The sequence below is a fragment of the Nocardia sp. NPDC020380 genome (assembly GCF_044386975.1).
GTDB lineage: Bacteria > Actinomycetota > Actinomycetes > Mycobacteriales > Mycobacteriaceae > Nocardia.
This window is the reverse complement of record NZ_JBIRVQ010000015.1, coordinates 174291-198014: the sequence shown is the minus strand read 5'-3', so window position 1 is coordinate 198014 and position 23724 is coordinate 174291. Positions and strand designations below refer to the sequence as shown.

General features: G+C 67.6%; 26 protein-coding genes and 1 pseudogene. 10 read left to right on the top strand and 17 right to left on the bottom strand.

Features of this window, described 5'->3' with window-relative positions; genetic code table 11:
• Positions 1-31: 31 nt before the first annotated feature.
• Complete coding sequence (locus ACH438_RS36050) at positions 32-1648, bottom strand: amidohydrolase family protein (RefSeq protein WP_397013736.1); 1617 nt, start codon at positions 1646-1648, stop codon at positions 32-34.
• Positions 1649-1658: 10 nt separating this feature from the next.
• The gene (locus tag ACH438_RS36045; RefSeq protein WP_397013734.1) at positions 1659-2990 is read right to left on the bottom strand and encodes an amino acid deaminase; all 1332 of its coding nucleotides are present in this window, start codon (positions 2988-2990) and stop codon (positions 1659-1661) included.
• Between the two features lie 51 nt (positions 2991-3041).
• Between ACH438_RS36045 and ACH438_RS36040 the strand changes: the two genes are divergently transcribed.
• Genes ACH438_RS36040 through ACH438_RS36030 form a run of 3 tightly spaced genes read left to right on the top strand, consistent with a single transcriptional unit; the run spans position 3042 to position 5300 of the window.
• On the top strand, positions 3042-4130 hold the full coding sequence (locus ACH438_RS36040; RefSeq protein ID WP_397013732.1) for a sugar kinase: 1089 nt from the start codon (positions 3042-3044) through the stop codon (positions 4128-4130).
• A complete protein-coding gene (locus ACH438_RS36035; RefSeq protein WP_397013730.1) occupies positions 4127-4882 on the top strand; it encodes an IclR family transcriptional regulator in 756 nt (251 codons plus the stop codon). The genes ACH438_RS36040 and ACH438_RS36035 overlap by 4 nt, the downstream gene beginning before the upstream one ends.
• A 10-nt stretch (positions 4883-4892) precedes the next feature.
• Complete coding sequence (locus tag ACH438_RS36030; protein WP_397013728.1) at positions 4893-5300, top strand: RidA family protein; 408 nt, start codon at positions 4893-4895, stop codon at positions 5298-5300.
• Positions 5301-5427: 127 nt separating this feature from the next.
• On the opposite strand, the gene ACH438_RS36025 is transcribed toward ACH438_RS36030, so the two are convergent.
• A complete protein-coding gene (locus ACH438_RS36025; protein ID WP_397013726.1) occupies positions 5428-6465 on the bottom strand; it encodes a hypothetical protein in 1038 nt (345 codons plus the stop codon).
• 35 nt (positions 6466-6500) lie between these two features.
• Positions 6501-7013, bottom strand: a complete 513-nt coding sequence (locus tag ACH438_RS36020; RefSeq protein ID WP_397013724.1) for a PspA/IM30 family protein — start codon at positions 7011-7013, stop codon at positions 6501-6503.
• A gap of 293 nt (positions 7014-7306) precedes the next feature.
• Between ACH438_RS36020 and rho the strand changes: the two are divergent.
• Positions 7307-8443, top strand: a pseudogene (rho, locus tag ACH438_RS36015) (transcription termination factor Rho); the annotation flags it as partial.
• 13 nt (positions 8444-8456) lie between these two features.
• On the opposite strand, the gene ACH438_RS36010 reads toward rho, so the two are convergent.
• The 4 genes from ACH438_RS36010 to ACH438_RS35995 form a co-directional block, all read right to left on the bottom strand.
• Positions 8457-9242: an alpha/beta hydrolase gene (locus tag ACH438_RS36010; protein ID WP_397013722.1), complete on the bottom strand. Its 786-nt coding sequence runs from the start codon at positions 9240-9242 to the stop codon at positions 8457-8459.
• Positions 9243-9361: 119 nt separating this feature from the next.
• On the bottom strand, positions 9362-9823 hold the full coding sequence (locus ACH438_RS36005) for a type II toxin-antitoxin system VapC family toxin (protein ID WP_397013720.1): 462 nt from the start codon (positions 9821-9823) through the stop codon (positions 9362-9364).
• Complete coding sequence (locus ACH438_RS36000; protein WP_397013718.1) at positions 9820-10065, bottom strand: CopG family transcriptional regulator; 246 nt, start codon at positions 10063-10065, stop codon at positions 9820-9822. The genes ACH438_RS36005 and ACH438_RS36000 overlap by 4 nt, the downstream gene beginning before the upstream one ends.
• Positions 10066-10107: 42 nt before the next feature.
• Complete coding sequence (locus ACH438_RS35995) at positions 10108-10671, bottom strand: FAD-dependent oxidoreductase (RefSeq protein WP_397013716.1); 564 nt, start codon at positions 10669-10671, stop codon at positions 10108-10110.
• Between the two features lie 68 nt (positions 10672-10739).
• Here ACH438_RS35995 and ACH438_RS35990 point away from each other — a divergent pair, with 68 nt between their 5' ends.
• The 4 genes from ACH438_RS35990 to ACH438_RS35975 all read left to right on the top strand — a co-directional run bounded on the left by ACH438_RS35990 (position 10740) and on the right by ACH438_RS35975 (position 12937).
• The gene (locus ACH438_RS35990) at positions 10740-11366 is read left to right on the top strand and encodes a TetR family transcriptional regulator (protein WP_397013714.1); all 627 of its coding nucleotides are present in this window, start codon (positions 10740-10742) and stop codon (positions 11364-11366) included.
• Between the two features lie 77 nt (positions 11367-11443).
• Positions 11444-11875 (top strand): Rrf2 family transcriptional regulator, encoded by a 432-nt coding sequence (locus tag ACH438_RS35985; protein WP_397013712.1) that lies wholly within the window; start codon positions 11444-11446, stop codon positions 11873-11875.
• An 81-nt stretch (positions 11876-11956) separates the two neighbouring features.
• Positions 11957-12694: an SDR family NAD(P)-dependent oxidoreductase gene (locus ACH438_RS35980; RefSeq protein ID WP_397013710.1), complete on the top strand. Its 738-nt coding sequence runs from the start codon at positions 11957-11959 to the stop codon at positions 12692-12694.
• A gap of 60 nt (positions 12695-12754) precedes the next feature.
• Positions 12755-12937 (top strand): hypothetical protein, encoded by a 183-nt coding sequence (locus ACH438_RS35975; protein ID WP_397013708.1) that lies wholly within the window; start codon positions 12755-12757, stop codon positions 12935-12937.
• 16 nt (positions 12938-12953) lie between these two features.
• Here the strand turns inward: ACH438_RS35975 and ACH438_RS35970 are convergent, their stop codons facing one another.
• The 4 genes from ACH438_RS35970 to ACH438_RS35955 form a co-directional block, all read right to left on the bottom strand.
• The gene (locus ACH438_RS35970) at positions 12954-14339 is read right to left on the bottom strand and encodes an MFS transporter (RefSeq protein ID WP_397013706.1); all 1386 of its coding nucleotides are present in this window, start codon (positions 14337-14339) and stop codon (positions 12954-12956) included.
• A 117-nt stretch (positions 14340-14456) separates the two neighbouring features.
• Positions 14457-15689 carry a ferritin-like protein gene (locus tag ACH438_RS35965; RefSeq protein WP_397013704.1) on the bottom strand — a complete coding sequence of 411 codons (1233 nt, stop codon included), beginning with the start codon at positions 15687-15689 and terminating at the stop codon, positions 14457-14459.
• Between the two features lie 90 nt (positions 15690-15779).
• Positions 15780-16439, bottom strand: coding sequence for a helix-turn-helix domain-containing protein (locus ACH438_RS35960; RefSeq protein WP_397013702.1), 660 nt, complete (start codon positions 16437-16439; stop codon positions 15780-15782).
• 32 nt (positions 16440-16471) lie between these two features.
• Positions 16472-16897, bottom strand: coding sequence for a VOC family protein (locus tag ACH438_RS35955; protein ID WP_397013700.1), 426 nt, complete (start codon positions 16895-16897; stop codon positions 16472-16474).
• A gap of 40 nt (positions 16898-16937) precedes the next feature.
• Here ACH438_RS35955 and ACH438_RS35950 point away from each other — a divergent pair, with 40 nt between their 5' ends.
• Positions 16938-17390, top strand: a complete 453-nt coding sequence (locus ACH438_RS35950; RefSeq protein ID WP_397013698.1) for a MarR family winged helix-turn-helix transcriptional regulator — start codon at positions 16938-16940, stop codon at positions 17388-17390.
• A 24-nt stretch (positions 17391-17414) separates the two neighbouring features.
• On the opposite strand, the gene pheT is transcribed toward ACH438_RS35950, so the two are convergent.
• From pheT to ACH438_RS35935, 3 genes are all read right to left on the bottom strand, one after another.
• Positions 17415-19916 carry a phenylalanine--tRNA ligase subunit beta gene (pheT, locus tag ACH438_RS35945; protein WP_397013696.1) on the bottom strand — a complete coding sequence of 834 codons (2502 nt, stop codon included), beginning with the start codon at positions 19914-19916 and terminating at the stop codon, positions 17415-17417.
• A gap of 32 nt (positions 19917-19948) precedes the next feature.
• Entirely contained in the window at positions 19949-21010 is a 1062-nt protein-coding gene (pheS, locus tag ACH438_RS35940; RefSeq protein WP_397013694.1) for a phenylalanine--tRNA ligase subunit alpha, read from the bottom strand.
• Between the two features lie 85 nt (positions 21011-21095).
• Positions 21096-22001 (bottom strand): potassium channel family protein, encoded by a 906-nt coding sequence (locus tag ACH438_RS35935; RefSeq protein WP_397013692.1) that lies wholly within the window; start codon positions 21999-22001, stop codon positions 21096-21098.
• A gap of 64 nt (positions 22002-22065) precedes the next feature.
• Here ACH438_RS35935 and lipB point away from each other — a divergent pair, with 64 nt between their 5' ends.
• Positions 22066-22737 (top strand): lipoyl(octanoyl) transferase LipB, encoded by a 672-nt coding sequence (gene lipB / locus ACH438_RS35930; protein WP_397013690.1) that lies wholly within the window; start codon positions 22066-22068, stop codon positions 22735-22737.
• Here the strand turns inward: lipB and ACH438_RS35925 are convergent.
• Together ACH438_RS35925 and ACH438_RS35920 are read right to left on the bottom strand one after the other, a co-directional pair.
• A complete protein-coding gene (locus tag ACH438_RS35925) occupies positions 22712-23122 on the bottom strand; it encodes a helix-turn-helix domain-containing protein (RefSeq protein WP_397013688.1) in 411 nt (136 codons plus the stop codon). The genes lipB and ACH438_RS35925 overlap by 26 nt on opposite strands.
• A 50-nt stretch (positions 23123-23172) precedes the next feature.
• A complete protein-coding gene (locus ACH438_RS35920) occupies positions 23173-23706 on the bottom strand; it encodes a hypothetical protein (RefSeq protein WP_397013686.1) in 534 nt (177 codons plus the stop codon).
• Positions 23707-23724: the final 18 nt, after the last annotated feature.

The window sequence follows — 23724 nt, the reverse complement described above, 5'->3', positions numbered from 1 at the left end:
TCTGTATGAGGGACGGGAACAGCCGGCACGGTCATCGGGTGTCGCCGGAGACCGGGTCGCGGCGTAGGGCGCGGCCGGCGCGGGTGCCGGTGGGTTTGCCTGCGTCGATGGCGAATTCGCCGTTGACGAGGACGTAGGGGATGCCCTGGGCCTGTTGTTTCGGGTTGTCGAAGGTGGCGGTGTCGAGGACCGTGCGGTGGTCGAAGAGGACCAGGTCGGCGGCGTAGCCGGGGCGGATGAGGCCGCGGTCGCGGAGGCGCAGGCGTTCGGCGGGGCGGCCGGTGCAGTGGTGCACGCAGTCCTCCAGGTCGAGGATGCCGAGTTCGCGGGTGTAGTGGCCGAGGTAGCGGGGGTAGGTGCCCCAGGCGCGGGGGTGCGGGCGCTCGGGGGCGAGCAGGCCGTCGGTGCCGGCCATGTGGCGGTGGTGGCGCATGATCGCGCGCACGTTCTCCTCGTGGCCGACGTGCTGCAGGATGCTGGTGGCCAGCTGATCCCGGGTCAGCAGGTCGAAGAAGACCTCGACCGGGGGGACATCCTCCGCGACCGCGATCTCGGTGACAGTGCGGCCCACATACCGTTCGAGGTCCGGGTTCGCGACGCCGCTGATCTGGATCGTGTCCCAGTCCACGGTCACGCCGTGACAGCCGTCGGAACCGTGCACGTTCACGTCCGCGACGATTGCCAGCCGGATGTCGAGGTCCGAGATCCGTGCCAGCGCCGCATCCGGCCCGCCGGACATGGCCCAGCTGGGTAGCAGCGCCGACAGCGTGGTCGAACCCGGCAGATACGGGTAGGTGTCGAGGGTGATGTCACAGCCCTCATCGAGGGCGGCATCGATCATGGCGAGGAATTCCGGTGCACGGCCGCGGTTTTCGCCGAAGTTCATGGTGGCGTGGGTGAGGTGCAGGGCGCAGCCGGTGCGGCGGGACAGCTCGATCATCTCCGCGTAGGCGTCCAGTGCGCCCTTGCCGTAGGAGCGGGTGTGCGGTGCGTAGAAGCCGCCCGCCGCGGCCACCACCTCACACAGGGACGCGAGTTCGGTGGTGTCGGCGTACATGCCGGGCGTGTAGGTCAGACCGCTCGACATGCCGACCGCGCCTTCGGCCAGCGACTGCGCGAGCAGTTCCCGCATGCGCTCGATCTCGGCCGGGGTGGCGGGGCGTTTGTCATTGCCCACCACCATCATTCGCAGTGTGCCCTGCGGCACCAGGTAGGCGGCGTTCGGGGTGATGCCGGACGAGTCCAGCCGGTCCAGGTACTCGCCGACGGTCCGCCAAGAGAAGTCGAGATCGGCGGGATTGCCGTTCCAGCCCGCGATCTGGCGGCGCACGACGGCCAGCGTCGCATCGTCGACGGGGGCGTAGGACAGCCCGTCCTGCCCGATGACCTCGGTGGTGATGCCCTGACTCACCTTGGGGAAATGGTCCGGTGCGGTGAGCAGATGCAGGTCGGAGTGGGCGTGCATATCGATGAAACCCGGTGTGAGCACCATGTTCTCGCGCTCTTCGAGAATGAGGTCCGCACCGGGCAGGGTGCCCGGCTCCGCGATCTCGGCGATGCGCCCGCCGTACACCAGCACATCGGCGCGGTAGCGCGGCGCACCCGTGCCGTCGATGACGTCGATGTCACGAATCAGCAAGTCGGCCATGATGTTCCGCTCAGAAATAGGTCGGCAGGAAATCCACGATCCGGGGCCGTGCGGCCTCGGCATCGTCGATCACCGGAATGAGCCGCCACTTGTCGAAGGCCGTGCACGGATGCGACAACCCCAGCCGCACCACACTGCCCACCGGCACATCGGCCGCGGCGCCACCCGGCAGGCGCAGGAAGGCATGCTGATCGTTCAGCGCCGACACGTGCGCACCGGCCGGCAGCGGATGTGCCGCCGGTCCCGCCATCCGCTGCGGGACCGGCAGCCCCTCATCGAACGGAAGATCACGCTTGCCGGCGTCGAGCAGCGCGAGTTCCGTCTCCGGGCGGGACACCGAGCGTGCCCAACCGTGCATGGCCGACCGCAGCGGGCGCTCGGCGCGACCCGCGGCCAGCGGTGAGATGCCCGAGTAGAAGCCGTCGTCGTGGATCAGGTACGCGCCGGAACGCAGGACGACCGTGGTCGGAATCCCGTGTGCGCCTTCCTCGTCCGCGTAACCGGCCAGATGTTCGACCACCAGATCGGGGTAGGCGCTGCCGCCCGCGGTGATGATCGCGGCGTCCTCGTAGCGGCCCTCGGCGGCCAGTTCCCGGTGCAGCGTGCCGATCTCGTCGAGATAGGCGCGCACGGCGGCCACCGCGTCGGCGCTGCGATCGTGGGCGAGGGCGCCTTCGTAACCGCCGATGCCGGCCAGCTTCAGCCGGGCGGACTTGTCCACGGCCTCGGCGATCTCGTGGGCGGCGGCAGTGCCGCGCGCGCCGGTACGGCCGTGCGGCCCACCGAGTTCCACGATCACCGACAGCCGGACGCCCTCCGGCGCGTCGGCGAGATGGCGTTCCATCTCGCGCACCGAGTCGACGCCGTCCACCCAGCTGAACAGTTCGAAGTTCGGGTCGGCCGCGATTTCGGCCGCGGCCCAGCGCAATCCGGCCGGATCCAGCAGGGCGTTCGCGAGCATGATGCGATGCACGCCGAGCGCGCGGCCCACCTGCACCTGCCATCCGGTGGCGAGGGTGATGCCCCACGCCCCGGCCGCGAGCTGTTCGAACCAGAGCTGCGGTGACATGGAGGTCTTGCCGTGCGGGGCCAGCCGCACACCGGCGGTCCGCGCCCAATCGGCCATGACGGCGAGGTTGGAGTCGAGCGCCGCGCGGTCCATGGTGAGGACCGGGGTCTGCAGCTCGTCCAGATGCGGTGTCGTGGCCAGGAATTCCCGCACGGTGAGTCCCCAGGCGGCGGGCGGCAGCGATTTGTGCTGCGGGCCGAGAATCAGCTCGCCCGGCTCGTTCGGGATTGCGGCGACGTCCTTGTCGGCGGCCACGACGCTCCTTCCGGTCATAGCGGCAAGCCATTGCATAATTTGCAACGCTTGTTGCACATCGTGTTTCCGGTGGTTATTCTGCACGTGATGTCCGAATGCCGCAACCACTCGAAGGAGATCGGTGTGATCCAGCCGACCCCACGCGCCGTCACCGTCGGCGAAGGGCTCGCGGTACTGATCGCCCGGCCCGGGCCGCTCGAGGACTCCCCCGTCTTCGAACGCGGCACCGGCGGCGCGGAGGCCAATGTGGCCGGCGTCCTCACTCAACTCGGCGTACCGGCCGCCTGGATCTCCCGCATCGGCGACGACGGCTTCGGCCGCTACCTGATCCGCGAACTCACCGGCCGCGGCGTCGACACCACCGCGGTCACCGTCGACCCGGCCCGGCCCACCGCCGTGTACGTGAAGGAACGCGGCAGCGGCTCGGGACGCCCCCACGACCTCGACGCCGGCGCCAGCCGCATGCTCTACTACCGCACCGGATCCGCCGCCAGCGCACTCTCACGCACCGACCTCGATGCCGCCGCGGCACTGCTCGACACCGCCGAACTGATCCACTTCACCGGCATCACGCCCGCGCTGTCGCCCTCCGCGACCGAACTGACCGAGGCCATCCTCGCCCTCCCTCGGCACGGACGGCTCATCAGCTTCGACCTGAATTACCGCCCCGCACTGTGGGATCGGCGCACCGATGTCGCCGCCGACATCCTGGCCCGCCACATTCGCGCCGCCGATGTGGTCTTCCTCGGAGCCGACGAGGCCGAAGCCGTCTTCGGCGTAGCCGACGCCGGCAAGCTCCGCGCCCTCTTCCCCGAGCCCCGCCATCTGATCGTCAAGAACGACAAGCATTCCGTGACCGGCTATCTCGGCGCGGAACGGCTCGAAGTTCCGGCACTCACCCTCGAGGTCACCGAAAGAATCGGTGCGGGAGACGCTTTCGCGGGCGGCTATCTGGGTGCGTTGCTGCAGGGCAGATCCCACGAACAGCTGCTGCGCTTCGGCCACCTCTGCGCCGCCGCGGCACTCACCGGTACCGGCGATGTGGCCGAACCGGCCCCGCTGCCCGTGCTCGAATTCCTCGCCGCCACAGACGCCGCCGAGTGGGCGAGCATGCATTACCCGCCCGGCGTGGCCGTAGCCGAGAATGTGGCGTCATGAGCCAGAGTCTCCAGCGCGCCCTGCACCTGCTCGTCCGGCTCGGCGACGAGCCGCAATCCCTGGACCAGCTGGCCGCCCTGCTGGGCGTGCACAAGTCGACGGTGCTGCGGCTGCTGCAGACCATGGAGGCCGAGCGGTTCGTCACCCACGACAGTGAGCATCGGTATCGGCTGGGCACCAGGCTCTTCGAGCTCGCCAACCGATCCCTCGAAGGGCGTGATGTGCGCACGGTGGCGCGGCCGCACCTCGCCGCGCTCAATGCCGAGACCGGGCAGACCGTGCACCTGGCCACCTACGAATCCGGTGAGGCCGTCTACATCGACAAACTCGACGCCACCCACAGCGTGCGCATGTACTCGCGCATCGGACGGCCGGCGGCACTGCACTGCACGGCGGTCGGCAAGGTGCTGGTGGCCGGGCAGCCGCGGGCGCAGTGGGCGGTCATCGCCGACCGCCTCGACTACCGGCCCTACACCGAGCGCACCATCCGCACGCCGGAGCAATACCTCGCGGAGCTGGAACTCGTTGCGGCCCAAGGGTTCGCCGAGGATCACGAGGAACACGAGAGCTTCATCAACTGTATTGCCGTCCCGATCCATGACGGGACCGGCGCGGTCGTCGCCGCACTGTCGGTCTCGGTGCCGGACATGCTGCTCGACCATGAACAGGTGCTCGGACTGCTGCCGCGCGTGCGCGCCACCGCCGACGCCGTATCCACCGAGCTCGGCTGGAGTCCGAGCCCCGACCAGTGAAAGGCCCACTGTGACCGAGAAGATCGCCATCCGCACCGATAAGGCGCCCGCGCCCGCCCACACCTTCTCCCAGGGGGTGCGGAAGGGTCCGTTCCTGCAGGTCTCCGGGCAGGGACCGGTCGATCCCGAGACCAACGAGTACCTGTACCCGGGAGATGTGGCGAACCAGACCATCCGGACGCTGGAGAATGTGCGGGCCATCGTGGAGGCCGGCGGGGCCAGCTTCGACGATGTGGTGATGCTGCGGGTGTACCTCACCAAGCGTGAGGACTTCCCCATCATGAACGAGGCGTACGGCAAGTTCGTGAACGAAAACACGACCAGCGGCGTGCTGCCCAGCCGCACAACGGTTTTCACCGGCCTGCCGCGCGAGGAAATGCTCGTGGAGATCGACGGAATCGCGATCGTCGAAAGCTGATTTATCCAACTCCCTGGGCCCGCGGCTCCACCTCTCTGCGCCGGGGCAAGCCCCTGAAACCCCGCACCCGGGCCCTCGGGCAACGGGCCGGGCACCTTTCGGTGCCCGGCCCGTTCCTTTTCAAGTCCTACTTGGTGGCTTCCGTCAGCACGGCGAGCACCGGCTCCGAGAGGAAGAACGGCTCCAGCCGCTCGCGGATGAGCTTGGCCAGCACGCCGTTACGCTTGGCGGCCTCCACCACGGCGGGGCCGTAGCGCAGGATCTCTTCGGCGATGACCTCGTTGGACAGGCCCAGTTCCGGCAGCAGTCCGGCCAGGGTGTGGTCGCCGTACTTCTCGAAGAAGACCTCGACGCCCTGGTCGACCAGCACCCCGAAGTACTCCTTCTCGCGCGTGGTGAGCGCGATCCGGTAGATGATCAGGGCGAGATCGTGGAGATCCTGCTGGGACAGGTATTCGCGCAGTCCGCTGACCGGCTCGCCCGCGTGCAGATCCCAGAACTCCATGGCCGCGTCGTGCACGGGCGCGTCGCGAAGCATCTCGCGGATGGCGTTATTGGTGCGCTTGAGCGCGAATTGCGCTCCCTTGCCGGCCATCTCGCCGAGGAAGGTGCCGCCGGCCTTCTCCGCCGCCTTACGCGCGGACTTGGCCGCGTTGGTGCCCATGGAGACCAGGGAGCCGACGCCGGGAATCTTCGCGGCCATCTGCTTGTTGGATTCCATCAGATCGTCGACCAGCTTGTCCACGAACTTGGCGGCGACCGTCGCGATCAGCGGGCTCTCGGTGAGCCGCTCCAGGATTCGCTCCTGCGCCTGGTGCAGGCCGAAGATCTTCTCCAGCAGCTGTTCCACCGGCTCGCGTTCGACCACGTCACCGAGGGTGTAGTCATTGTTGGTGGCGATATCGTCGTAGAGGGAGTTGGCCAGGGTGCCGACCATCTCGCCCAGGACGGGGCTGCCGCCGATCAGGTCGATCACATTGGCGACGGTCTGCTTGGCCTGATCGATCTCCACGACATCGCGGAAGATGATGGTGTCTGCGACACCGATCACCGCGTCCACATCGCGGGCGATAACCTCGGCGAAGCGCTCGCCGGTCACCTCCGCGACGATGAAGTCGACCTGGAGGTCGAGCAGGCGCTCGGCGATTTCGCGAGGCTCGGTCATAGGGTTCCACCCATCGGTCGTACGGACCGCCGGATCTACTCGGAATCGTTGTCGTGCATCGATTTTCGAATCTGGTCCAGGCGGTCCCGCGCGGCCTTGCGCCGCGCATCCCACTGTTCGTCGACGCTACGGCCCACCGGTGTCTGCCGATCTAGTTCGCCCATCCCCTGCGAGGTGCCGTAGCGCTTGTCGACCTTATCGCGAACTGACTCGAAAGTAGGGACGCCGGATGTCGTATACCCGCCGATCTCCGTCCCGGACGGAATACCCGCAGGCGGTATCGGTGTTACAGGGGTCACGGGACCATCTCCGACCTGCACCGACGGGCCGGGCGTCTCAGACTCCGAATAGCTGTCCGAGAGCGGGGTGTCAGGAGTCACATCGATGACATCCGAAACATGACTGCCGGACGTGGCGGCGATCGACTGCGCCACCGCGTGCAGTGCAGCCAGACCGGCCCGGCCGTGGCTGGCGACCGCGACCACCGCCGCGAGCTCGCCATCCGACAGCTGCGACAACTGCCCCGCGAGAATCTCTGCATCGCTCATGCGCTCCAGGCTACGCAGCGCCACCGACTGCCGGGCGAAACGCCGGGATTGCGCGATGTGCGATGCGGGGCGTACGGTGAAGTCGTCGCAGTCTCCGGGATGCAGGTCGACGTAACAAGTCCCTCCCCCGAGATTTCTTCCCTCACGAGTACGGATTCCGCAGGTGTGGTTCGGCTACCCGCGTAGACCCCGCTCGAATCCGGAAGCGGCCCAATGCCGCTCCGGTCTCAACCTTCCTTCTTCATGCCTTTTCAAGGAGTAACACCATGACAACCATCAATCCAGCTCCCACATTGGAGCACATCGAAACTCTCACGCCCGCAATGGGAATCATCGACTTCCACGGCCAGAACTGCTTTCTCCGTGTCGATGGCTACCTGCCCGGGGCACACGATATCCACGTGCCGACCCGGCTCGTCCGCGAGCACGATCTGCGCCGCGGCGACGCCGTCGCCGGCCTCGCGCAGCCGAATCCCAAGAGCGGCAAGCTCGCTCCGCTGGTGCGGGTCGACACCGTCAACGGCGAGGCGCCCGGCGCGGTCAAAGCCCGGCCGCGGTTCGCGGACCTCACTCCCATCCATCCCGACGAGCGACTGCGGCTGGAGACCGGCCGGCATCAGCTCACCACCCGCGTCATCGACATGATGATGCCGATCGGCAAGGGGCAGCGCGCCCTCATCGTCGCACCGCCCAAGGCGGGCAAAACCACTGTGCTGCAGGAGATCGCGCACGGCCTGGTGGCCAATCATCCCGAAGTGCATCTCATGATGGTGCTCGTCGGTGAACGGCCCGAAGAGGTCACCGAGATGTCGCGCGGCATTCCCGCCGAGGTCGTCGCGGCCACCTTCGACGAATCACCCGCCCAGCAGGCCGCACTCGCGGAACTCGCCATCGAACGCGCCCAGCGGCTCGTCGAACAGGGCCGCGATGTGGTCGTGCTGCTCGATTCGCTGACGCGACTGGCCCGCGCCTACAACCTGTCCGGGCCCGCTTCGGGCCGGATCCTTTCCGGCGGAGTCGATTCCGCGGCCCTGCTGCCGCCGAAGAAGTTCCTCGGCAAGGCCCGCAATATCGAAGGCGGCGGCTCGCTCACCATTATCGCGACCACCCTGGTCGAGACCGGTTCGCAGGCCGACACCCTCATCTTCGAGGAGTACAAGAGCACCGGCAATGCCGAGCTCAAACTGGATCGCACGCTGGCCGGACGGCATATCTACCCCGCCGTCGACATCAACCGCTCCAGCACCCGGCGCGACGAACTGCTCTTCGCACCGGACGAGCGTCGCGCGGTCGACCAGCTGCGCCGCACCCTGGCCGGGCTCGATGACCAGCGCGCGCTGGACATCCTGCTCGACGGTCTGCGCAAGACCGGCAGCAATGCCGAGTTCCTGCTCAATATCCTGCGCGGAAGTCACGCCGCCGCGGCGTGATCCCGCCCCGAATTCACTGTGGCGTGCGCCGCGCGGGTGGCAATACCCCGGCGAGCCAGGCCGCCACGGTGTCGGCCCAGCCCGGGATCATCACCAGATCGTTGTGATGGGCGCCGGGATAGATCACCAGCTGCTTCGGCTCGGGCGCATGGGCGAACAAGGTCCGGCCCATCTGCACCGGCAGTAGTTCATCGGCATCGCCGTGCATGATCAGCACCGGGCAGCGCAATGTACGAATGCGCCGCAGACTCGGATAAGCGTTGGGCACCAGCAGTTTCGGCAGAAACGGATACACCGCCCGCGCCGCGTCCCGCATGCCGGTGAAGGTCGACATGAGCACCAGCGCCGCCGGCGGCATGGCATTCGCCAGCTCCAGCATGACGCCCCCACCGAGCGACTTACCCAGGTACACCACCCGCTCCGGATCCACCCCCGACTGTGCGAGCAGCGCCTCCCGCGCCGCTCGCACATCCCGATAGGTCCCATGCTCGCTGGGCCGCCCGGAACTACGCCCGTAACCCCGATAGTCGAAAGCCAGCACATCGAACCCGGCCCCCGCCAGCAACGCGAGAATCGGCGAACGATCCCCCAGATTCCCCCCGTTCCCGTGTGCGAACAGAATGTGCCCCACCGGTTCCCCCACCGCCCGCACGAACCAGGCATCCACCGTCTCACCATCACTGGTGCGCAGCGACAGCTGCTCGTAAGGCACACCGAACTGATCCGGCGTAGCAAGAATCCGCCGATCGCCCGGCACAAAACTCAGCGCATTGAGTACAGGAGTCGCTGGATGCAGCATCCCTCCTTCCTACCCCACCCGCCCCGCCCCGAGTCGCCCACGCCCAGCGCGCCGACCACCGAACCCCCGATATTGCCGATCGAGTTGATCAGCGCGATCCACCGGCCGCGGCTGCCGAGTCACGTGAGATCGTCAGGTAAGACGCGAAATGCCTTGTGCTCGGTGAGTGGAGTCAGAGCTCGGAAGTCTCGCCGGTCGAGGGTGAGAACGGCATTGGTCTCGTATTCGGCGGCGAGCGCTACGGTGACGGCATCTGCCAGGTCGAGGTGGAGGTCGGTGTACAAACGGCGTACGGCATTGGCCTGATCCAGCACATCCGGCGTAATCGGCGCAATCTCGAAATGCGGAGTTCGGGCCTGTGCACTGAGATCCTCGATCATTTCGATCGAGATGCGGCGGCCGAGGACTCGGCGAGCGACGTGATCGACCTCGGCGAGTACCAGCGGGGACAGCACAACCAGTCCCGCCGATTCGAGAACGAAGAACGCCGCGTCGCTCTCAGGCGAAGAAGTATCGAATGCGGCTATCAGCCCTGACGTGTCACCGATGACAATTCCCGGGCCATCGGTACCCGGCGTCACGGGCGCTCCGGCCCGCCGAAATCATCAGCTAGATACTCGTCCACACGTTCCGCAAGGGTGGGATCCCCGCTCGCGAACCGCCTCAGCCGCAACGGCTTCGAACGCCTCTGGACCCGTAGGGCCGCCAAATGTATTGCGTTGCGGATTATTTCAGCTTCGCTGACATCGCTGCGAGCCGCGGCCTCCTTGATGGCCGCGAGATCGTCGGCATCGGCGTAGACCATCGTGCGCTTCAACGACATATGAGTATTGTGCCATACACACAGCTCGGTGAGCTGGGTGATTCAGCCGAACCAGTGGGTCGGGGCGGATTCGAGGGGGTGGGGGTCGGTGGCGCGCATCCGGCCCGCGGCGCCCGGGAAGGGAACGCCCAGCAGTTTGCGGACCGCGCTGTGCCCGCCGTCGCAGGCGACCAGGTAGCTGCCGCGAATATCGCCGACCGTCACTCCCTCGGTATCCTGCTCGATCGCCGATACCTCGTATCCGCGCAGCACCGTTACCCCTTGGGCGACAAGGCGTTCCTCGAGGAAGCCTTCGAGCCGGGCCTGCGGAACGGAAACCGGGTGCGGGAAGCGGGTCCGCCACGGGCGGCAATCCAACTCGACCGGGAGTCCCGCGAAATGCCCGCCGAACTCGCCGCGCGGCAGCGCACGGTCGAGCAACGGATCCAGTAACCCCCGCGACTCGAGCACCTCGGCGGTGCGCGGTTGCAGTCCGCCCGCGCGGGACTGCGTACTTCGGGTGCGTTCCTTCTCCAGTACGACGACCGGCACCCCGGCCAGCGTGAGCTCGGCGGCCAGCATCAGCCCGGTAGGACCGGCCCCGACCACGATTACCTCGGTCCGCATGACATTCCCCTAAAAGTAGACTGGATGCATTATTACACCAGGTCTACCAATGCCGATATAGTCCATCCATGACCGAATCGACGGGCCTGCGGGAGCTGAAGAAGGCGCGCCTGCGCGAGACGATCGCGGACACGGCGATCCGCATGTTCCTCGAATCCGGCTTCGACCAGGTCTCCATCACCGATATCGCGCGGGCGGCCGAGGTTTCCCGCCGCACTCTCTTCGCCTACTTCCCCACCAAGGAAGACCTCGTCCTGCACCGGTTCGCCGACCACGAGGAGGAGGCCGCCCGGGTGGTCCGGTCCCGCCGGCCCGGCCAGCCCGCACTGGACGCCCTGGAGGAGTCGATCCTGGCCGCCTTGCAGGCCCGCGACCCCAATACCGGCCTGAACGACAATCCGGAAACGATGGCCTTCCTCCAATTGATCAGCGGCACAGAAAGTCTCGCGGCCCGGCTGCTGCGCTACGCCACTCGCGGCACCACCGCCCTCACCGACGCCCTGACCGACGCCGGATTCGACCTCCTCACAGCCCGCCTGACCGCAGCCCAATTGATAGCCCTCCAACACCAACTCGCCTTCATGAACCACGACGCCCTCACCCGGGGCGAATCCGCCACTCACCGTTACCCGCAGGCCGTCCGAGCGACCAACCACACTTTCAACCTGCTCCGCAACGGCCTGAACTCGCTCTGAGCAGCGAGAAGCATTGATCGCTTGCCATCGATCAGACGTAACCGCTAGTGTTACGACATGGTCGGAGGTGTGGAGGCATGAGCGCCAACAGCAGGTTGACCATTGCCGCGCATGCCCTGACCTGGATCGGGCTGTATCAGCGGCGAGGGAATGCCGTCGCCACCTCGGAGCAGATCGCGACAAGCGTCAATACCAACCCGGTAGTCATCCGGCGATTGCTGGGCGAGCTCCGGAGGGCGGGGCTGGTCGAGTCGCGACGAGGAGCCGGGGCGGGGTGGATGCTGACACGGGAGCTTGCGGCCATCAGCTTGCTCGAGGTTTATGAAGCCATCGAGCCCGGACCGCTTTTCGCGCTACATCCCTCCACACCGGACCCGGAATGTGTTGTGGGCAATGGGATCAGGCCTGCGATGACCGCCGCTTACGAGCGGGCCGAGGGCGCGCTTCGCGAGGAACTGGCGCGAACGACGCTCGAGGACGTGCTGCGAGACGCGTTGCGGGTCAAATAATTTCGCATCTGCATGCAGTGCGCGCGTTTTTCAGCCCATCAATGTAACCAAAGTTGTTACCTCTAGGAATCGGAGAATCTCATGGGACAGTTGGACAACAAGACCGCGCTGGTCACCGGCGCTTCCACCGGCATCGGGCTGGCCATTGCCCGCCGGTTCGCCGCAGAAGGGGCGACCGTTTATCTGACGGGCCGGCGGAAGGCCGAGTTGGATGCCGCCGTCGAAGAGGTCAGCCCTCGCGGGATCGGTATCCAGAGTGACGTGTCGAAGCTGGAGGAGCTCGATCGGGTATTCGCCGAAATCGCCGAGCGGAGTGGACATCTCGATGTCGTGGTGGCCAATGCCGGAGTCGGCGACTTCGGTCTTCTGGGTGCGATCACCGAAGAGGAGTACGAGCGCACAACCTCGATCAACTTGAAGGGGAAGGTTTTCACCGTCCAGAAGGCGCTCCCGCTGCTGCCGGCGGGCGCCTCGGTGATTCTGCTGTCCTCCAGCGCCGCCCGGGTCGGCGTACCGGGACTGGGCGTCTACGCCGCCACCAAGGCCGCCATCCGCAGTCTCGCCCGCACCTGGGCGGCGGAGCTGGCGGGTCGCGGCGTCCGGGTCAATGCCCTCACCCCCGGACCCATCACGACACCGGGCGGCGACGAGATCCGCACGGCGATTCCGCACGGCGATACCGGCGGCGCACCCACACCGCTCGGCCGCGTGGGCCATCCCGATGAGGTCGCGGCCACCGCGCTCTATCTCGCCGGGGATCAGAGTTCGTTCACCACCGGCGCGGAACTGCTCGTAGACGGCGGCGCCACACAGCTCTGAGCCGCAGCGTGACGCGTTTCTACAAGACCCGGCATCCGGCACCGACTTAGCGTTCCCGGCATGAAAGAGATCTTTTCCGCGATGACCGAATGCGCTACCGAGGCCGGCCGGGTGGCGCGGGGAGGAATGGGATACGAAATGTTCGGTGCGGCAGTCGAAGTCGACGATGATGCGGATGTTTTCACGCGTGCGGTGGCCGCGTCCGGACGGGACCCGCACTGGGCGGCTGCCGTCCGGTCCTGAGCGGCCACCGCCAGGCTTACGCCGAGTGCGGCCGCGGGCGGACCCCCGCGGCGGTAACGGCGGCGAGCAGTGCTGTGGCGGCGATGAACCACCAGCCGTGCCGGAAGGAGGTGACCGGGTCGGCGGTCGCGGCGAACACAGCGATCAGGATGGCGACGCCCAGCACATAGCCGAGCTGGCGGGCCGTGTTCACCACCGCGCTGCCGGTGGCCGACAAGGCCGCCGGGAGTTCGGCCACCGCCGTGGCCATCAGACTGGGCAAGGCGATGCCGATGCCGGCGCCGATGATCATCCAGCCCGGCAGTACATCCTGCGCATACCGGACCGGGGTGCCGGAGCAGACGATCAGCAGTATCGTTCCCGCCGCGAACAGTAGATTCCCCAGTGCGACAACCATATTCACCGGCAGACGGCGGATCAGGCACTGACCGACAGCGGCGGACACGGGCACCATCAACGGGCCCGGCGCAATGGCGAATCCGGCTTCGAGCGCGCTGTAGTCCGCCACATTCTGCAGCCACAGCACCATGCTCAGGAACGAGGCCCCGAACGCGGTGCAGAAGGCCAGCACGGTGATATCGGCCCAGACGAAGGACCGCACCCGGAACAGATGCGGCGGCACCACCGGATCACTGTGCCGGAGTATCCGGACCAGGAACAGCCCCGACAACACCGCGGCGATACCGAGTGTGGACCAGACCGCCGACCCGCTCCAGGCGCCACTCTCGACCAGACCCAGCGACAGCGTGCCGAGCGCGCCGATCAGCAGGGCCACCCCGAGCAGGTCCGGCATGCGGGCCTGGGTCTGCTGCCGCAGATCAGGAATCGCGCGCAGCGCAGCGACTCCGGCCACGATGCCCACCGGGATATTGACCACGAAGATCAGCCGCCAGGAGATCTCCACCAGCGCGCCGCCGACGACGGGACCGAGCGCACCGGCCACGGAACTCGTTGTGGCCCAGACTTTCACGGCGCCGCTCACCCGTTCCGGCGGCAGTACGGTGAGCAGCAGGCCCAGCGCGGCCGGCGTCAATACCGCCGCGCCCGCGGCCTGCACGACCCGGAAGAAGACCAGTAGCCACAGCGTCGGCGCGACCGCGCACAGGGCGCTGCCGAGCGTGAATACGCCGAGCCCGACCAGGAATCCGTTCTTGCGGCCCAGCCTGTCCGACAGTCGCCCCGCCGGAATCAGCAGCGCCGCGTAGGCGATCGCGTACGCATTGAGCACCCAGCTCAGATCCGCCAGCGACGCGCCCCGGTAGCTCTGCCCGATCGTCCCGAAGGCCACGTTCACCACGAACACGTCGAGCATCGCCATGAACGATGCGGAACAGAGAATCCAGACGACCACAGTCGGCCGTACCCGCTCCGGCGCATCCATCTGCACGACAGAGTCTTTCACGACCACCCCTCTAACTCTAGTAAACTAGAGTCATCTTATCGATGGCTATAGTTAAGTCAAGTCAACTGGGGTGGCCGCGATCAGGTGAATCGCGGCCATCGCAACAACGCGGGGGTGTCAGTCGCTGCGCAGGCGGGCCGCCAATACCGCTGCCTGGGCGGCGATCTCATCCAGGCCCGCGCTCTTCAGGCGAGTGGAGAACAGGTCGGCGCGCTCGATCATCAGCGCCCAGGCGGCGGGCCGCCAGGGCACCAGGTTGGTGACCATGTAGTACATCTCGAATGCCGGTCCCGCGGTGCGGCCGGGATACTCCGGTCCGACCGGCAACGTGCTGAGCAGCCGCCCCAGCGGGCCGACCGCCTTGCCCATCAGGCCGATCGCCACTCCGGCAAGGGTTTTCAGCTGATCGTCGGTCTCATCGGTATGGGTGAACAGGCGCAGCAGTGTCAGCAGCACCAGTCCGTAGCCGACATTGAACAGCTCCGCGATCTGCCGGGTGCGCGGGTCGGTGATGATCGCGCACGGTTCCGCATTGTCGTACGGCTGGCGGGTGAACGCGGGCACGGTCGGATGCGCGGGCTCGAAGTCCGGATCCTCCTGCCGCAGCGCGCGATATTCCTCCGCGAGGCGCAGGAAGCGTCCGTAATGGCCGTCGGTGTGGTCTTCGCGGGCGCCTTCGCCCTGCTCGATGATCTCCTGCAGCGCAGCGATCGCCGATTGCAGATCGGTGACCGTGACCAATTGCGGCCAGTGCAGCAACTCCGGGGTGATCTGGGCGCGCGGGCTGCCGACGAACAGGGCCGCCTCACCGTAATCCGCGGCGAGCGTATGCAACCCGGCCTCGATACCGCGATACAGGTGACCGATGGTGCCGAAATCCTGTCCGCGCGGCATCAGCTCGTCCGGGTCGACCAGCTCGCGCGGTTCCGTATGCGGCTCGAATCCCGGTGCGTCACTGCGGTCGACGCCCTCCGGGCGTTCCAGGAACAGGAAGTGCTCCAGCGCCGCGTCGCCGAAGGGCAGCAGATCCAGCTGCACCTCGGGCGGAAAGTAGTTGGACCGCTGCGGGAAGTTCGGCCGGCCGAAGGTGGGCGCCGCGCCGATGGCGACCATCACATTGCACACCAGCGCCAGATGCAGCATCTCCTGGATCGCGATCGCGGTCAGCTCGTGCTGCCACCGCCACACCGCCTCGAGCTGCTTCTCGGTGAGCCCTTCACCTACCTCGGTGCGCAAACCGAAAGCAGCGTACAGATACTCGCACATGATCATGTGCTCCAGCTGCGCGGACTCGGACAACAGATTCCACAAGTGCTCTCGATGGCGCACTACGACAGGGCTCTCGGCCATGCCGAGACTGTAACCGCGATCAGTTTGCCGCACAGACGCTTTCGGCCACAGCAACCCCCCTCCCCCACTGCCCCCAAAACCAGGGGCACCTCAGCGGGAGAACACGGCCACCAGGAAATCGGAGTCGGCGGTGAACGGGCGCAGATCCCATGCCGGGGTTGCCGGGCCGAGGATTTCGGCGCCGCGGCGGGCGGCTTCGACCTTTGCTTCGGAGGCGCGGGCGAGGTTGAGGGTGGTGCGGTACCAGGTGCGGTCGTCGATGCAGTAGCGGTCGCGGCGGGGGGAATCACGTTCTCGGCGAATGAGATCGCGCTGTTCGAGGGCGCAGACGGCGGTGGAGATGGAGGCGGGGCTGACTCCGAGGCGGTGTACCAGTTCGGCGGCGGTGAGGCTGCCGGAGTCGGTGAGGTGCAGGGAGGTCAGGACCAGGGCCTGCATGCGGGGCATGCCGTCGAATACGAGCAGCTCGGCGAATCGGGCCGCGAATTCGCGCAGGGCGTCGTCGTCGATGTCGAAATCCGCTGGGGCCGAGGCCGGTTGCGGTGTCTTGCTCCGGCGGGCTCGCAGCACGGTGGCGCGGTGTGCCCGGTCGGCCCGATACCGGCCCGGTCCCCCGTTGCGGATCACCTCGCGGCTGATCGTCGAGGCCGGGCGCTCGAGGTGGCGTCCGATCTCGGTGTACCCCAGCCCGTTCGCCAGTCCCGCCGCGATGAATTCGCGCTCCTCGAGCGTGAGCCTGCCTCCTGGCATCGCCGCGGTCCTCCTCCGGGTTCGTCTCCGGGTCAGTATGACTGGAGTTCGAGGAGGTGGCCCTCGGGGTCTCGGAGGTGGGCGGTGCGCATGCCGGGTCCCCATTCGGGGCGGTCCGCCGGCCCGGTGACCACGGTGCCGCCGTGTTTCAGGCAGACGGCCAGGCTCTCGTCGACATCGCTGACGCGGCAGGCGAACATGACGCGGTCCTGCGCGGCGGGAGCGGCGGCCGGGAGGTCCGTGGTGCCGATGGTCGCGGCCAGGGTGGCGCGATCGTAGAGGACGAGGATCGCCTGCTCTTCGACATCCCAGTTCGCGTAGGGGCCGGCGGGGGTGCCTTTCCTCAAGCGGGCGCCGAAAAGCGCTGGGAGAACGGCATTGTAGAACTCGAAGCTGTCGGCGAAGCGGTCCACGAGCAGGCGCGGGTACAGGGCATCCATGCGGGTCCTTCGATTCATAGGTGTACACCCATGATGGGTTGGCACCTATAGTCCTATCATGGACGAGCCGACCTTGCAGCCACCGAGCCTGACCGCCCTCACCACCTATCTGCTGTCCCGCACCGGCAAGGCCGGGCGGCAGCGGCTCGCCGAACGACTGGCGAAAAGGGGTCTGCGGCTGTGGCATATGGCCGTACTGGCGGCACTGGCCGACTTCGGCCCGCACGCGCAACGCGATCTGGCGGTGCGGCTGGCGATCGATCCCAGCGATATCGCGAAGATCGTCGAGGACATCGGCGCGCTCGGTTACGTCGAGCGCATGCGCGACCCGGCCGACCGGCGGCGGGTCACGGTCGCACTGACCGAAACCGGCCGGGCCGCACTCGGTGAGATGCACGACGAGACGGCAGCGGTACAGGACGAACTACTGGCACCGCTTACCCCCGCCGAACGGAAGCAACTGACGGCGATGCTCAGCCGCGTCTTCACGAACCTGCGGTCCGCTACCTAGCGGACCGCAGGGCTCGATAGCGGGTCAGCCGCGCAGGACCGCACCCACGGCCGCAGCGGCAGCCGCGACGGCCGCGTCGCGGGCCGCACTGGCCTCGTCCTCCGTCAGCGTCCGGTCGGGAGCGCGGAAACGGAGGGCGTAGGTGAGGGACTTGCGACCCTCGCCGGCCTGGGCTCCCTCGTAAACGTCGAAGAGCGAGATGCTTTCGAGGAGGGCGCCCGCGCCGGAACGCAGGGCGGATTCCACGGCAGCGGCCGGAACGGACTTGTCGACACTCACCGAGACGTCCTGGAGGACCGCCGGGAAGGCGGAAACCACCGGGGCGGGCCGGTTTTCACGCAACGGGAGCGCGTCGAGGTCGAGTTCCAGGGCGCAGGTGCGCGGAGGCAGACCCGAACGCTCCAGGGCGGCCGGGTGCAGTTCGCCTGCGTGGCCGACGATTACGCCGTCCACCACTAGTGCGGCGCAGCGGCCCGGATGCCACGGCAGCAGGGCGGCGGCGCGGCGCTCGATGGTCACGCCCGCGGCATCGGCGATGGCGTCCGCCAGGGCGAAGGCGTCGGCGGCCTCGACCTGACGGCCCTGCCCCCACGGCCCGCGCGGTTCGCGGCGGCCGGTGAGGACCGCGGCGATGTGCACCGGCTGCTCGGGCAGCGAGCGCAGCAGGACACCGATCTCGTCCTCGGTGGGCCGGCGATGGACCGGGAGCGGCTCCACCGCGACCGTGTGGTCGGTGGGCAGTACCACCTGGGCGATGCCGTAGATCGCGAGGTCGCGTTCGCCGCGGGAGATATTGCGGGCGGCCACTTCCAGCAGACCCGGCAGCAGGGTCGAGGCCAGGTCGGGACGCTCGGCATCGAGCGGGTTGAGCACCTTCAGCGTCTTGCGGCGCGGGTCATCCGCGTCCAGCCCCCACGCGTCGAACACGGTGGCGGACATGAAGACCGGCGGCTGCACCTCGACCGCACCGGTGAAAGCCACTGCGCGGCTGACGGAACGGCGACGGCGCTGTTCGGCGCTGAGACCACGACCGGCGGGGGCGGTGGGCAGCACCGAGGGGATCTTGTCGAGTCCCTCCAGGCGCAGCACCTCCTCCACCAGATCGGCGGGCTGGGTGAGGTCGGGCCGCCAGCTCGGCGGGGTCACGATGAGCTGACCGTGGCCGCCCTCGCTGACACCGACCTCGACGCTGCAGCCGACCTGCTGCAGGCGGCGGGTGGCGGCGCCGGGCGCGTAGTGGATGCCCGCGGTGCGGTCGGCCAGATCGATGTCCATGCTGATCGGGGCGATGGCGGGTACCGGGATGCGGACGTCGGTGAGCACGGATTCGACGGTGCCACCGGCGATTTCGGCCAACAGGGTGGCGGCGCGATCCAGGGCGGCCACGTTCACCTCGGGGTCCACCACGCGCTCGAAGCGGCGGCTGGCCTCCGAGCCGAGCTTGTGCCGGCGCGTGGTGCGGGCGACGGCGACCGGGTTCCAGGTCGCGGCCTCCAGCAGGATGTCGGTGGAGTCCGCGCCGACCTCGGTCGAGGCGCCGCCCATGATGCCGGCGAGCGAGACGACGCCGGAATCGTCGGCGATCACCACGTCCTCGGCGTCGAGCGTGCGCTCGGCCTCGTCCAGGGTCCGCAGGGTCTCGCCCTTGTTGGCGCGGCGCACCACCAGCCCGCCCGACACCTTGGCGGCGTCGAAGGCGTGCAGCGGCTGGCCGAGTTCGAGCATCACGTAGTTGGTGACGTCGACGGCCGGGGAGATCGGCCGCACGCCCGAGAGCAGCAGTCGGCGCTGCAGCCACCACGGGCTGACGGCCGCGGGATCGATGCCGGTGACGCGGCGCGCGGCGAAGCGCGTGCACAGCGATTCCGGCTCGATCTTCACCGGCCAGGCCTCGGCCTCGGAGTCGGGCAGCAGGCGCTGGGCCGGATCGGCGTACTCCAGGTCGAAACCGCAGGCCAGCTCGCGCGCAAGACCGCGCACCGAGAAGGCGTAGCCGCGATCCGGGGTGATGGCCAGTTCGATGACCGTGTCGTCCAGGCCCAGCAGCGCGTTGGCGTCGGCGCCCGGTTCGGCGGTGCCGGGCTCGAGCACCAGGATGCCGCTGTGGTCCTTGCCGATGCCCAGTTCGGCGACCGAGCAGATCATGCCGTTGCTGGTGTGGCCGTAGGTCTTCCGCGAAGCGATCTTGAAGCCACCGGGCAGCACCGCGCCCGGCAGCACCACGACCACCAGATCGCCGACGGCGAAATTCCGTGCGCCGCAGACGATCTCCTGCGGTTCCGGATTGCCGACATCGACCTTGCAGAAGCGGATCGGCTTCTTGAACTCGGCCAGCTCGGTGATCTCCGCGACCCGGCCGACGACCAAGGGCTTCTCGATGTCACCTTCGACCCGCTCCAGCGGATCGACCTCTTCGACTTCCAGTCCGACCCGGACGAAACCGGCGTCGAGCTCCGCAGCCGTCACCGACCACTCGGGGGTGGTGCGCTGCAGGAGTTCCGTCAGCCAGGATTGCGCTACTCGCACTTGACGTTTCGCTTCCTCGTATCGGGGTCAGGTCAGGACTGGATGCCGAACGGCAATGTGAAGCGCACATCGCCCTCGACAATGTCGCGCATATCGGACAGGCCGTTGCGGAATTGGAGAGTCCGCTCCATGCCCATGCCGAAGGCGAAACCGCTGTACACGTCGGGATCGATCCCGCTGGCAATGAGCACCTTCGGGTTCACCATGCCGCAGCCGCCCCACTCGACCCAGCCCGCGCCACCCTTCTTGTCCGGGAACCACACGTCCACCTCGGCGGACGGCTCGGTGAAGGGGAAGAAGCTGGGCCGCATGCGAGTCGTGGTGTCCGGGCCGAACAGCGCCCGCGCGAACGCGTCCAGGGTGCCCTTCAGATGCGCCATGGTCAGGCCCTTGTCGATGGCCAGACCCTCCACCTGCGAGAACACCGGAGTGTGGGTGGCGTCCAGCTCGTCGGTGCGGAACGTGCGGCCCGGGCACACCACATAGATGGGCAGCTCGCGAGACAGCATGGAGCGCACCTGAACCGGGGAGGTGTGCGTGCGCAGCACCTGCCGCGAACCCTCCGGCGCGATGTGGAAGGTGTCCTGCATGGTGCGGGCCGGGTGATCCGGCAGGAAGTTCAGGGCGTCGAAGTTGAAGTGCTCGGTCTCGACCTCGGGCCCCTCGGCGACCTCCCAGCCCATGCCCACGAACACATCGGCGATGCGCTCGCTCAGCACGGTGATGGGATGCCGGGCGCCGATCGCGCCGCGCTGCGCGGGCAGCGTCACATCGATGGATTCGGCGACCAGCACGGCCGCGTCGCGCTCGGCGAGCAGGTCGGTATTGCGGGCCTCGTAGGCGGCGGACACGCGGCCGCGCGCGATGTTCACGCGCTTGCCGGCCTCGGCCTTCTCCTCCTTGGGCAGCGTGCCCAGGGAACGCTGGGCCAGCGAGATCGGCGACTTCCCGCCCATGAACTCGGTCTTGGCGACCGCGAGTTCGTCCAGGGTGGCGGCCGCCGCAAACGCCTTCTCGGCTGCTTCCGCGGCGGCGAACAGGGACTGTTCGCTCAGTGCCTCGGACGGCTGGGCGGGTTCGATATCGTCGGCCACGATGGTTCGTCTCTCCCCTGGCTGGTGGTGCGGGTCGGGCGGATTTGCCTCCCCATTCTTGCTGGTCGCATCGTAATCCTTGTAATCAGCCCGGTTCACCCGCATTTTCCGCAGCTCGCACCGCGTCGGCGGGCGGACGCAGTTCGCCGCGCAGGGCCGCGAGCTCGGCGCGCAGAGCGCGGACTTCGCCGAGCAGTTCGCCGATCTCCCGGTCGGTGTGCTCGACGGTCTCGTCGACGCTGCGCAGCTGGTCGGTGACCCAGCTGGTGACGCCGCCGATCACGAAGGAGATGAGCCCGATGCCCACGCTCATCAGCACGATGGCGATCAGCCGGCCTTCCACGGTCACCGGATACACATCGCCGTAGCCGACCGTGGTGACCGACACCACCGCCCACCACAGCGCGTCACCGAAGTTGTGCACGTGGGTGCCGGGCACGTCCCGCTCGGCGCCGTACATGGCGACGCTGCACAACAGGATCAGCAGCACCGAACTCACGCCCACGAACACCGTGAGCCGCACCCGCGCCTGCAATCGGGTGTGCCGGTCGACCGCGTCCATGATCAGCAGTGCGGCCCGCGCCAACCGGAGGGGGCGCAGCGGCGGCAGCATGAGGATCACCAGGTCCAGCCAGTTCTTGCGCAGGAAGCGGCGGCGATCCTCCGAAAACCGCAGGCGCAGCAGGAAATCCAGGCAGAACAGCACCCAGATGGTGAGATCGACCCGGGTGAGCCAGGAGTCGAGCCCGCGGGTGCGGCCGTGATCGAGCACCTGCCAGACATAGGAGACGAGGAAGACGACGGCCAGCGCCGACAGCGGCAGGGCGGTGGCCCGCTCCCAGCGCGACTTGTCTCGAGGGGCGGATTTCGTGGCGGGCGGCGGGGCCGCGAGTTCGGTGGCAGACATGCGCTCGTCGAATCGGATCGGATCGGCCGGGGGGCCGATGGCGGGAGCTGTGTTGAGGGCGCGGCGCTGAGCTGACAGCAGCATGGCACCCCCGGCCCGCACGGGCGCGAACAGGCGAGGACGGGCAGGCGTGGTACGAATGGACTTCGTGAAGGTCCGTCCCCTGGCATTGATCGACGACACCGACCGGCTCACCGAATACTCCGCCGCCATGGACCGCATGCAGCAGCTGTGGCAGGAGCGCGTCGAGGACCGCCGGCCGGACACGCTGTGGCTGCTCAGCCACGAGCCGATCTTCACCATCGGCCGGCGCACCCCGGATGCGCATCTGCCCGCACCGGATTCCACGATCCCGGTGTTCGAGACCAACCGCGGCGGTCAGCTCACCTATCACGGTCCGGGCCAGCTGGTCGGGTATCTCGTGGTCAAGCTGCGGCCGGGCGAGGGCGTGGTCGACTACATCCGCGAGGTCGAGTACCGGATGATCGCCGCCCTCGACGCACTCGGCATTCCCGCCGAACGGCGTGCGACCCCGAAGGGTTCCGAACTGCTGACCGGTGTGTGGACCCGCGACACCGGGCGCAAGATCACCTCCATCGGCATGCGGGTGGGCCGCAATGTCTCCACGCACGGCTTCGCGGTGAACGTGACCGGTGATCTGAGCCCGTGGAAGCTGGCCGTGGCCTGCGGTCTCCCGGAGGTCGACATGACCTCGGTCGAACGGGAACTAGGCGACCGCCCCGCACCCACCTTCGAGCAGGTCGCGAAGACGGTCGCCACCGCGTACGAGGCGGTCACCCCAGCGGAAGTTCGAGGCTGACCAAACCGCACTCGACGATGTCCTCATGGGAGATGCAGCCGGTCCTGCGGATATGGTGCGGGCATCCCGCAGTGAACTCATGCCCACAAATCGATGACGGCACAGTCGAATTCGTCAGCGAGTACGCGGTATTCAGGTCGGCGAGGGCCTGCTGCAATACAACCGCCGACACGTCCGCCAGCCAGACCCGTTCAGGAGTTTTCTTCGCTTTGGTAAGAGACCTCGATAGGGCACTGTCACTGATATAGGGGAGTCCAGCAGCGCGGGCGTCCTGTCTAGCCTTCAACGCGTCATTGAAAACAACTCGCGCACAACCGAACGCCCGAGCCAGAGCGATCTCCTGACCGGGCGTCGGACAGATGCGGAAGTTATATCTCAACTGCACAGCCCAATACTGCACGCGCTCTTGGCTTTTGTGAGGGAGAATCGACTGAGTCAGGTCCAAGGGACGGATTCGGCACGGTTTTCGATCATGCTCCGCGACCCCTTGGTTACGCGACTGTAGGTACCGAGGGCCGCGAACAGCGCCACCGCGATGTAGACGAGTTGCTCGGGGATGCGGAACCACAGCGGGGTGGCCGCGCTGCCGTCGAACGGGATGTGGTCAACGGCCGCATAGATATTGGCGGGCAGTAGCAGGACGAACAGCGCGGCCAGCGCCAGGCCCGCCGGGCGGCGGAACCGGGCCAGGACCAGGCCGAGCGCGCCGGCCAATTCCAGGACGCCGGTGAGATACACCATGAAATCCGGGAACGGCACGAACGGCGGAACCATGCGAGCCAGGTCACCGTGATGCGGCAGGACCGGCACCGAATTCGGCATGAAGTGCGAGGTTCCGGTCATGAGCAACATGAAGGCCAGCCCGTGGGCCGCCGCGACCCGCCAGGTGGCGAAGCGCGCGACGCCCACGGCGCCCAGCAGACGGAACAACAGGGTCGGAATGGTCAGCAGGAGCAGGGTCTCGAACATGATGCACCTCCGATCGGC